6 protein-coding genes and 2 rRNA genes are annotated in these 10,917 nt (G+C 64.1%); 5 read left to right on the top strand and 3 right to left on the bottom strand.

Translation table 11 applies throughout. The features are described 5' to 3' along the window. Positions 1-166: 166 nt before the first annotated feature. Positions 167-3,233 (top strand): 23S ribosomal RNA (locus BIU82_RS06895). Between the two features lie 156 nt (positions 3,234-3,389). After that, positions 3,390-3,506 (top strand): 5S ribosomal RNA (rrf, locus tag BIU82_RS06890). A gap of 69 nt (positions 3,507-3,575) precedes the next feature. Here the strand turns inward: rrf and BIU82_RS06885 are convergent. Both BIU82_RS06885 and BIU82_RS06880 read right to left on the bottom strand, forming a co-directional pair. Then, complete coding sequence (locus BIU82_RS06885) at positions 3,576-3,917, bottom strand: YciI family protein (RefSeq protein ID WP_070348734.1); 342 nt, start codon at positions 3,915-3,917, stop codon at positions 3,576-3,578. Between the two features lie 25 nt (positions 3,918-3,942). Next, complete coding sequence (locus tag BIU82_RS06880; RefSeq protein ID WP_070348733.1) at positions 3,943-5,130, bottom strand: acyl-CoA dehydrogenase family protein; 1,188 nt, start codon at positions 5,128-5,130, stop codon at positions 3,943-3,945. Between the two features lie 116 nt (positions 5,131-5,246). Between BIU82_RS06880 and BIU82_RS06875 the strand changes: the two genes are divergently transcribed. Further along, positions 5,247-6,827, top strand: a complete 1,581-nt coding sequence (locus BIU82_RS06875; RefSeq protein ID WP_070348732.1) for a PucR family transcriptional regulator — start codon at positions 5,247-5,249, stop codon at positions 6,825-6,827. On the opposite strand, the gene BIU82_RS06870 is transcribed toward BIU82_RS06875, so the two are convergent. Further along, positions 6,813-8,000, bottom strand: coding sequence for a CoA transferase (locus BIU82_RS06870; protein ID WP_070348737.1), 1,188 nt, complete (start codon positions 7,998-8,000; stop codon positions 6,813-6,815). The two genes, BIU82_RS06875 and BIU82_RS06870, sit on opposite strands and share 15 nt — an antisense overlap. 290 nt (positions 8,001-8,290) lie before the next feature. Here BIU82_RS06870 and BIU82_RS06865 point away from each other — a divergent pair, with 290 nt between their 5' ends. After that, a complete protein-coding gene (locus BIU82_RS06865) occupies positions 8,291-9,916 on the top strand; it encodes a hypothetical protein (RefSeq protein WP_070348731.1) in 1,626 nt (541 codons plus the stop codon). Continuing rightward, positions 9,909-10,892, top strand: a complete 984-nt coding sequence (locus BIU82_RS06860; protein WP_070348730.1) for an HAD-IIA family hydrolase — start codon at positions 9,909-9,911, stop codon at positions 10,890-10,892. The genes BIU82_RS06865 and BIU82_RS06860 overlap by 8 nt, the downstream gene beginning before the upstream one ends. Positions 10,893-10,917: the final 25 nt, after the last annotated feature.

Raw genomic sequence — 10,917 nt, 5'->3', positions numbered from 1 at the left:
TGTTGGTGTGTGGGGTGTGGGGGTTGGGGTTGTTGTTTGAGAACTACATAGTGGACGCGAGCATCTTGAGGCATGCACCCTGTTTGGGGTGTGTGTTGATAGCAATTTCTTTTGATGAACCTGGCCTTTGGCTTGGTTCTCTCGAGAGTTAGTTTTTGATCTGTGTGGTCAAGTTTTTAAGGGCACACGGTGGATGCCTTGGCATCAGGAGCCGATGAAGGACGTAGGAATCTGCGATAAGCCTGGGGGAGTTGATAACCGAGCGGTGATCCCAGGATGTCCGAATGGGGAAACCCCGCACAACGCTGTGAGGTGATTGTGTGACCCGTACCTGAATATATAGGGTGCGTGGGGGGAACGCGGGGAAGTGAAACATCTCAGTACCCGCAGGAAGAGAAAACAAGAGTGATTCCGTTAGTAGTGGCGAGCGAACGCGGATGAGGCTAAACCGACCCATGTGTGATAGCCGGCGGGCGTTGCGTGGGCGGGGTTGTGGGACGTGCTGTGCTGGTTCTGCCGGACCGGTGGGGTGTGAGTGCAGGCATAGGCGAACGGTTTTGAAAGGCCGGCCGGAGAGGGTGTGAGTCCCGTAGTCGTAATGTTGTGCACCGCTCTTGGCGCTGTTCCCAAGTAGCACGGGGCCCGAGAAATCCCGTGTGAATCTGTCAGGACCACCTGATAAGCCTAAATACTTCCTGATGACCGATAGCGGACCAGTACCGTGAGGGAAAGGTGAAAAGTACCCCGGGAGGGGAGTGAAATAGTACCTGAAACCGTGTGCTTACAATCCGTCAGAGCAGGCTTGTTCCTGTGATGGCGTGCCTTTTGAAGAATGAGCCTGCGAGTTAGTGTTACGTCGCGAGGTTAACCCGTGTGGGGTAGCCGTAGCGAAAGCGAGTCTGAACAGGGCGAGTGTAGTGGCGTGATCTAGACCCGAAGCGGAGTGATCTACCCATGGCCAGGTTGAAGCGACGGTAAGACGTCGTGGAGGACCGAACCCACTTCAGTTGAAAATGGAGGGGATGAGCTGTGGGTAGGGGTGAAAGGCCAATCAAACTCCGTGATAGCTGGTTCTCCCCGAAATGCATTTAGGTGCAGCGTTGCGTGTTTCTTGCCGGAGGTAGAGCTACTGGATGGCCGATGGGCCCTACAAGGTTACTGACGTCAGCCAAACTCCGAATGCCGGTAAGTGAGAGCGCAGCAGTGAGACTGTGGGGGATAAGCTTCATAGTCGAGAGGGAAACAGCCCAGACCACCAACTAAGGCCCCTAAGCGTGTGCTAAGTGGGAAAGGATGTGGAGTTGCTTAGACAACCAGGAGGTTGGCTTAGAAGCAGCCACCCTTGAAAGAGTGCGTAATAGCTCACTGGTCAAGTGATTCCGCGCCGACAATGTAGCGGGGCTCAAGTACACCGCCGAAGTTGTGGCATTCACACGATTTCCAAGCCTTTGTGGTTCAGGAGTGTGGATGGGTAGGGGAGCGTCGTGTGGGCGGTGAAGCTGCGGTGGAAACCAGTGGTGGAGCCTACACGAGTGAGAATGCAGGCATGAGTAGCGAAAGACGGGTGAGAAACCCGTCCGCCGAATGATCAAGGGTTCCAGGGTCAAGCTAATCTGCCCTGGGTAAGTCGGGACCTAAGGCGAGGCCGACAGGCGTAGTCGATGGACAACGGGTTGATATTCCCGTACCGGCGAAGAACCGCCCATACTGAGCGGGGGATACTAACCGCCCGAAACCTGCCCGACACCCCTTGTGGGTGAAGGGTTTTGGTGGAGCGCGGGACCTGATCCCGGGAGGTAAGCGTATTAACAGGTGTGACGCAGGAAGGTAGCCGGGCCGGGCGATGGTTGCCCCGGTCTAAGGATGTAGGCCGTTCCATAGGCAAATCCGTGGAGCATTGAGGCTGAGATCTGATGGGACCCCCGTACGGGGGGATCCGGTGATCCTATGCTGCCTAGAAAAGCATCGGCGCGAGGTTCCAGCTGCCCGTACCCCAAACCGACACAGGTGATCAGGTAGAGAATACCAAGGCGATCGAGAGAATTATGGTTAAGGAACTCGGCAAAATGCCCCCGTAACTTCGGGAGAAGGGGGGCCCCGACCGTGATGGAACCACGCGTTCCGGAGCGGGTAAGGGCCGCAGAGACCAGGGGGAAGCGACTGTTTACTAAAAACACAGGTCCGTGCGAAGTCGCAAGACGATGTATACGGACTGACTCCTGCCCGGTGCTGGAAGGTTAAGAGGACCGGTTAGCCCCTTGCGGGCGAAGCTGAGAATTTAAGCCCCAGTAAACGGCGGTGGTAACTATAACCATCCTAAGGTAGCGAAATTCCTTGTCGGGTAAGTTCCGACCTGCACGAATGGAGTAACGACTTCCCCGCTGTCTCAACCATAAACTCGGCGAAATTGCAGTACGAGTAAAGATGCTCGTTACGCGCAGCAGGACGGAAAGACCCCGAGACCTTTACTATAGTTTGGTATTGGTGTTCGGAGTGGCTTGTGTAGGATAGGTGGGAGACTGTGAAGCCCGGACGCCAGTTCGGGTGGAGTCATCGTTGAAATACCACTCTGGTCACTTTGGACATCTAACTTCGGCCCGTGATCCGGGTCAGGGACAGTGCCTGATGGGTAGTTTAACTGGGGCGGTTGCCTCCTAAAAAGTAACGGAGGCGCCCAAAGGTTCCCTCAGCCTGGTTGGCAATCAGGTGTCGAGTGTAAGTGCACAAGGGAGCTTGACTGTGAGAGAGACATCTCAAGCAGGGACGAAAGTCGGGACTAGTGATCCGGCGGTACATTGTGGAATGGCCGTCGCTCAACGGATAAAAGGTACCTCGGGGATAACAGGCTGATCTTGCCCAAGAGTCCATATCGACGGCATGGTTTGGCACCTCGATGTCGGCTCGTCGCATCCTGGGGCTGGAGTAGGTCCCAAGGGTTGGGCTGTTCGCCCATTAAAGCGGTACGCGAGCTGGGTTTAGAACGTCGTGAGACAGTTCGGTCGAACCTCTGGTGTGTCAGTTGTACTGCCAAGTGCACCGCTGATTAGCTACGTTCGGATGGGATAACCGCTGAAAGCATCTAAGCGGGAAGCTCGCTTCAAGATGAGATTTCCAAACACCCTCGGGTGTTGAAGGCCCCCAGCCAGACCACTGGGTTGATAGGCCGGACGTGGAAGACAGGACCAACGACTGTCGAAGCCGACCGGTACTAATAGGCCAACAACTTACACCACACACCACCCCAAAAAGTGGTGAACGATCAAATGCTCCGCGTCCACTATGTGGTTCCCAACCAACAACCAGGGAACACCACAACAAAATACAGAACCAGCAAGCACCTGGTAACCACAAAGACTTCCCACCCCACACACGGGGACGGGTACAAGGGTTACGGCGGTCATAGCGTGGGGGAAACGCCCGGTCCCATTCCGAACCCGGAAGCTAAGACCCACAGCGCCGATGGTACTGCACCCGGGAGGGTGTGGGAGAGTAGGACACCGCCGGACAACCATTCACGAAAGGCCCTGACCACGACGGTCAGGGCCTTTCGCACTTAACAACCCGGCGTAGTCAGCTCAGCTCGCCGGATCGTAGTGGAATTCCCTCAACTCCTGGGCGCAGCGACAGGCGACAGCGATCTTCGCGGCCCACTCAAGTGCCGCCTCGCGTGAGGGCAGTTCGAGAACGGTGTACCCGCCGTCGGGCACGCTCCGCCCCGGGTAGCCACCTTCGGTGACCGTGCCGTCGCCGGCTACCCGGACCGGAGCCACCCCTGCATCGATTCCGCCGCCAAAGACGTACACGCCAGCGGCCTTGGCCTCTTCGATGACGGCATGCGAGCTTTCTACTACGGCCTCGAACTCCTCCTCGGGGACCACCATGGCCTCAGCGGGGAACGAGATCAAGTACTTCGTCATTCGGGTCTCCTTTGCGCCCGGGAATTCAGCGGAAGGCGGGAATTCCCGTGATGTGGTTGCCGAGGACCAGGGTGTGGACTTCGTCGGTGCCCTCGTAGGTGCGGACGGATTCCAGGTTATTGGCATGCCGCAGGGGCGGATAGTCCAGCGTGATGCCGTTTCCGCCCAGCATTGACCTGGCCTCACGGCAGATCGCAATGGCCTCGCGGCAGTTGTTGAGCTTGCCGGCGGAGATCTGGTGGGGGAGCATCTTGCCTGCATCTTTGAGGCGGCCCAGCTGGAGGGCGAGGAGCATGCCCTTGTTGATCTCCAATGCCATGTTGACGAGCTTCTCCTGCGTCAGCTGGTAACCGGCCAAGGGTCGGTCAAACTGGAGACGCTCCTTCGAATACGCCAATGCGGTGAGGTAGCTGTCCCGGGCTGCTCCCATGGCTCCCCAGATGATGCCGTACCGGGCTTCGTTCAGGCATTCGAAGGGGCCCCGCAACCCCTTGGCCCCGGGAAGTTGCGCCGAGGCGGGAAGCCGCACATCGCGGAGTTCGATGTCGCACTGGATGGACGCCCGCATCGACAGCTTTCCCTGGATCGGGCTCGCGGTGAACCCCGGAGTGTCAGTGGGAACGATAAAGCCGCGGACGCCGTCGTCGGTCATGGCCCAAATAATGGCGAGCTGCGCGATCGAGGCGAGCCCGATCCAGCGCTTGGAGCCGTTGAGGATCCAGCTGTCGCCCTCTTGCCGGGCGAAAGTCTTCATGTTTCCCGGGTCCGATCCGGCGCCCGGTTCGGTGAGTCCGAAGCAGCCGATGGCTTCACCCGCCGCCATGCGGGGAAGCCACTCCTGCTTCTGCTGTTCGCTGCCGTGTTTGTGGATGGCGCTCATGGCCAGCGATCCCTGCACGCTGACGAAGGTCCGCAGCCCGGAATCTCCGGCCTCGAGCTCAAGGGCAGCCAGGCCGTACTCGACAGCGCTGCGGCCGGCACAGCCATAGCCGTCAAGGTGCATGCCCAAGAGACCGAGGGACGCCATCTCCGGAATGATCTCCACTGGGAAGACCGCGTCCTCATACCAGCCGGCGATGTTCGGCCGGATGCTTGCATCGACGAAGGTCCGTACCTTGTCGCGGAAGGCCAGTTCCGTGGGAGTGAACAGGGAATCGATATCCAGGAGGTCGGGGTTGTCAGGCACAGTTGCTCCATTGCTTTCCGGCGTCATGGGACTACGCTAAGCCACGTCCCGTTGCGCTGTATTGGACGATCCGCCCGGGCAGCCCCGGAAACTGGTTAGATTGACCAGTCCGCCGATGCCGCCAGACACGAACGAAGACAACCATGATCAGCCTTGCCCAACTCCATCACTGCCTCGGAGCCGAGCTCGTCCCGGCTCCGGGCTTCGCGGTGCCGCTCCGGCAGGTGTCCGGGGTACACATTTCCGAGCTTGAAGACCCCACGCCGTACCTTGAAGGCGGTGAACTCCTGCTGACCACCGGCATACCCATCAGCGGGACACTCTCGGCCAGCAGCCGGGTGCGGTCGTACGTCGGTCGCTTGGTCGAACGCGGAGTGTCTGCCCTGGGGCTGGGGCTCGGTGCGGGGCTCGACGCCGTTCCTTCCGGGCTGGTGGAGGCTTGCCGCAGTGCCGGGCTGGCTTTGCTGCTGGTTCCCGCGGGGGTGCCGTTCATGAATGTTTCGCGCGCCTACTGGGATTTGGTGTCCCAAGCCGGGCAGTCGGATTTGGTGGCGAGCCTGGGAACCCAGACCGCGTTGGCCCGCGCCGCGCTCCTGCCTGATGCGAACGCATCGGTGATCAAGGCCCTGGCGCAGGCGCTGGGCGGCTGGGCAGCCTACCTGCCTGCGGCCGGCAGCACCGGCGGAGGCGCAGCCCCGGGCGAGGGAGCTGAGACGTTCTGGCCGGAAGGCACCCGTGGCCTGTTGCCGCAGCTGCGGGAGCAGACGGCGCGATTGAACCTCGGCGCGCTCCACTCGGCCGCAACGTTCCAGATCCACGGCAGCGACGTCGTCGAGCATCCGGTGCTGGTGGACCGCAGGATTGTCGGCTTCCTCGCGATTGGCGCCGGCCGCACGCTTGGCAAGGCGGACCGCCAGATCATTCAAACAGTCTGCATGCTGCTGTCGCTCAAGGCGCGGCAGGAACAGGAAACCCGCGCGGCCGGCGCTGCTCTGCACTCGGCCGTTGCGAAGCTCCTGCTGGGCGGACATACCGAAGCGGCCAGGATCCTGGCGCAGGACTTCGGTGTGCCCCTGCCCGTGGGGCCTGTCCGGCTCCTGGCCATGACAGCAACCGGTGCGCAGGACCCGGCGCGGAACCCCGGGAAGGAAACAGCCGACGTCGTTGTCCGCCTGCGCGGCGCATCAACCGCTCCTTGGCTTCCGGCCGCCGTGCGGGCCTGCCGGCTGCGGCACCAGGCGGGAGCTGCGGACTATTTCATCCTCGACGCCGTTCCGGACGCAATGGCTGCCGCGGACGACACGGAAGCCATGGATACAGCCAACGGCGGCGCGCTTTCCGACGTAACGGCGGTGCTCAGCGGTGCCATCCCCTTGGCCCGCCTTGCGGAAGCGAGGGATGCGCTGCTGGATGCCTTGCTAAGCCAAGCGCCGGGAACGCTCGGCGTCCCCGGACAACGGAAAGCCTCCGATGCAGTCGTGGAGGAATGGATTGGGGCCCTGCGGAAACACCCCCGCGCGGACCTGCCGGGCACCGTTCGCAGCTACCTGAAGCACCGGGGCCAGTGGGAGGCCGCGGCGCGTGAGCTGGGAATCCACCGGAATTCGCTGCGCCACAGGATCGCGACGGCGGCCCGCATCATCGGAGCCGGGCTGGACGATCCCGATGTCGCCGCCCGACTCTGGCTCGGCCTGCGCCGGGAACAGGCGTCACCCTTCTCGTAGCCAGGCCCGCACGGCCGTGTCGTGTTCGCCGAGCGCCGGCGGAGCCTGGGTACGCGGCAGTAGCGGCGGCGTCCACTGGCCCGGGTGCCGGACCTGGCGGCCCACCACGGTGCCTCCTGCGTCGTGGACCTCGATGGTCGGGGCCAGCCCCAACGACTCCGCGGAGCTGAGGCCTTCGTCAATCCCGGCAACGCGCCCGGCAGGTACTCCCGCAGCCGTCAGGCGTGCCTGCCAGTGGGCGGCGGTCCCGGCGGACAGGGCCCGTTCCAGGATGGCGACGAGCTCCACGCGGTTCCTGACGCGTTGCGGGTTCCCGGCGAAGCGCGGATCCGCCGCCGCTCCAGGCAGGCCGAGCACGGCGCAGAGCGCAGCGAACTGGGCATCATTCCCGCAGGCCACTGCCAGGGGGCCGTCCCCGCACTGCAGCAGCTGGTACGGGGCAATGGAAGGATGGACGTTCCCCATCCTTCCGGGAACAATCCCCGCGCCGAGGAAGGCCTGCGCCTGGTTGGCCAGCGCCCCTTGGAGGCTCGAAAGAAGGTTCACTTCGATACGGGCGCCGCGTCGATGGGCGGTACGTGCCCGCAAGGCGGCAAGGATGCCGATCGTCGCGTCCTTCGCCGTGAGCACGTCCACGAGGGCTACCCCTGCCTTGGTTGCTTCGCCGTCTGCTGCGCCTGTGATGCTCATCAGTCCGCCCATGGCCTGGACCACGAAGTCGTACCCCGGCAGCTCCGCACCACCGGCACTGCCGAAACCGGAGATCGAGGCATAGACGAGCCCGGGGTTGGCTTCTGAGAGTTGCTCGTAGCCCAGGCCCAGCCGGTCCATGGTGCCGGGCTTGAAGTTCTCCACCAGCACATCTGCACGTAATGACAGTTCCCGGGCCAGCTCCCGGTCGGCGGCGTCGGCCAGGTCCAGGCACAGTGATTCCTTGTTCCGGTTGACGCTTTCGAAGTACGTGGAACCGGTGGCGGAAAAGGGGGGACCCCAGCTTCTGGTGTCATCGCCGACACCCGGCCGCTCGACCTTGATCACGCGGGCGCCGAGGTCGGCAAGGGTCATGGTGGCCAGCGGCCCGGCGAGGACCCGGGAGAAATCCGCCACCAGGATGCCCTCAAGGGGAGACACCTGGCTGGATACCGGGTGGTGCCCTGGATCGCTGTGTTCCATGTAGTCCTTTCCGGCGCCGGCAGCGGCCGCCGGCACCATCGCCAAGCACACCTTAGGACGGCGGGGGCAATGGAGTCCTTGGTCGGATTGTCCCGGCCTGGCCTGAACGTCCCGCTGTGATGCTTCCCACGGGACGGGCCAAAAGTGCCGGGCGGATGCGGGAGGCGGGCCGCCGTCGCCTAGAATTGCAGGAGGTAAACGGGCCGGTCACCGGCGGCGTAAGAAACAAAATACGGATACGAGCGGCTGCGCACGCGCCAGTGGTCGGCTCATAACGGGAGGAATCCAGCATGGCTGAGCACAACGGCGGACACCGCGGCAACCGAGGAAGCGGCACCGGCGGCCGGGGAGACCGCGGATCCTTCCGCGCCAATAACAATTCCGGCGGCGACCCGCGCGGCTTCCGGTCCCGGGATAACCGCGACGGCGGCGCCGGCGGACAGCGCGACCGTAACTTCGGTGAGCGCAAGCCTTTCGACCGTGACCGCAAGCCGTTTGGTGACCGTCCGCGTCGTGATGGCGAGGAGCGTCGTGGCTTCGGTGATCGTGGTCCGCGTAACTTTGATGGTCCGCGTCGTGAGGACGGGGAGCGTCGCAGCTTCGGTGACCGCGAACGGAAGCCGTTCGACCGTGACCGTAAGCCTTTCGGAGACCGTGACCGCAAGCCGTTTGGTGACCGTCCGCGCCGTGAGGACGGGGAGCGTCGCAGCTTTGGTGACCGTGACCGTAAGTTCGGTGAGCGCAAGCCGTTTGGCGACAGGGACCGTAAGCCGTTTGGTGACCGTCCGCGGCGTGACGGCGAGGAGCGTCGCAGCTTCGGCGGCGACCGCGACCGCAAGTTTGGTGACCGTCCGGGCCGCGGCCCGCGCCCCTTTGACGGTCCCCGCGACGGCCGCGGAACCGGCCCCCGCGAAGAGCGTCCGGCCCGCGTCCCTAACGCCGCGGACCTGCGCAGCGCCAACCGCGCTGACCGGGACCGTTCGCCGGAAATCGACGACGACGTCACCGGGCAGGAGCTGGACCGCGTCACCAAGGCCCAGATCAAGACCCTCGAAAGCACCAACGCCAGCTGGGTCGCCAAGCACCTGGTGATGGCCGGCCGCCTGATGGACATCGATCCTGAGCTGTCCTTCCAGCACGCCCTCGCCGCCAGCCGCCGCGGTGGCCGCCTCGCAGCCGTCCGCGAAGCCGTGGGCCTCACTGCCTACGCCGCCGGCCACTACGGCGAGGCGCTGCGCGAATTCCGTACCTACCGCCGGATCAGCGGCTCCAACGTACACCTGCCGGTGATGGCCGACTGCGAACGCGGCCTGGGCCGCCCGGACCGCGCGCTCGACGTCGTCCGCTCGCCGGAAGCACAGGACCTCGACGCCCCCGGCAAGGTGGAACTGGCCATCGTTGCGTCCGGCGCCCGCGCCGACCTCGGACAGCTCGATGCCGCCGTGGCCGAGCTCGAGATCCCGCAGCTGGACATCAACCGCGCGTTCTCCTACAGCCCGCGCCTCTTCCGTGCCTACGCCGATGCGCTGACCGCCGCCGGCCGCGGCGAGGAAGCCGCCCGCTGGGAGCGGCAGGCCGTCGTCGCCGAGGATGCCCTCGGCGTCGGACAGTTCGAAGAGCCGGACATCATCGACCTCGGCGAGGACGAGGAAGAAGCCCCCAAGCCGCGCTTCCGCCGCGACGAAGCTGCAGCGGACGAAGCCGCCGTGGACGCCGCTTCGGAGTCCAGGGACGCCTCCCAGCCGGCCGTTGCCGAAGAGGACGCTCCGGAAAGCGACGACGTGGAACTCGACGACGTCGAATCCGACTACTTCGAGTCCGATGATCCCGAATCGGACCGCGACTCCGTGGAAGAAGACGTGCTGGAAGAGGGCGAAGGCAGCGAGGAAACCGCGGAAAGCCGCCAGGATGGCTGACGCCTCCCTGATCGCCGGCTTCGATTCCGTGCTGTCCGACCTGGACGGCGTGGTGTACGCGGGTCCGCACGCCATTCCCGGCGCTGTGGAGTCCTTGTCCCGCCTCGGGGAAGCCGGCGTGGGCCTGGGGTACGTGACGAACAATGCTTCGCGCACCCCGGCCCAGGTGGCCGCGCACCTCCGCGAACTCGGCGCCCCTGCCGAAGACCACCAGGTGGTGAGCTCCTCGCAGGCCGCGGCGGTGCTCCTGGCCGAATTGCTGGCCCCGGGCTCGCATGTCCTGGTGACCGGCAGCGCCGCGCTGGCCCACGAAATCGAGCTGGTGGGCCTTGTCCCGGTCCATGACGCTGCCGGGGAACCGGTGGCCGTGGTTCAGGGCTTCAACCCGGAAATCGGCTGGAAGCACCTCGCTGAAGCGTCCTATGTGATTGCCGACGGGGCGTTGTGGGTGGCCACGAATACGGACATGTCCATCCCGCAGGCCCGCGGCATGGCACCGGGGAACGGCACCCTCGTTGCGGCCGTCGCCGCTGCCACGGGCAAGACTCCACGGGTTGCCGGCAAGCCGGAAGCGCCCCTGTTCCACGCCGCCGCCAAGCGGCTCGGCTCCGAACGCCCCCTTGTGGTGGGCGACCGTCTTGACACCGACATCCTGGGCGGCAACCGGGCGGGTTTCGCGACGGCGGCCGTGCTGACCGGCGTCGACACGAAGCTGTCCATCCTGGCTGCCCGCAGCCTGGAGCGCCCCGGCTACCTGATCCAGGACCTGACGGCGCTCTATGAGCCGTACCCGGACATCAGCGAAGACGGCGGGGTGTTCCGTTGCGGCAACTCCACGGCTTCCGTGGAGGACGGCACCGTCACTGTCAGCGGCCCGGAAAGCGAGCTGGACTCCTGGCGCGCGGCCTGTGCCGCATGGTGGGCTGCTACCCCCGACGCCGCTGAAGCCACCGCGCCGCGGGTCGTCTGGCTCTGAATCCGGCACGCTCCGAAACTAGACT

This window comes from Arthrobacter sp. SW1 (genome assembly GCF_001766675.1).
Taxonomy (GTDB): Bacteria; Actinomycetota; Actinomycetes; order Actinomycetales; family Micrococcaceae; genus Arthrobacter.
The sequence above is the reverse complement of the archived record's forward strand: the minus strand, read 5'-3'. Positions and strand labels throughout refer to the sequence as shown.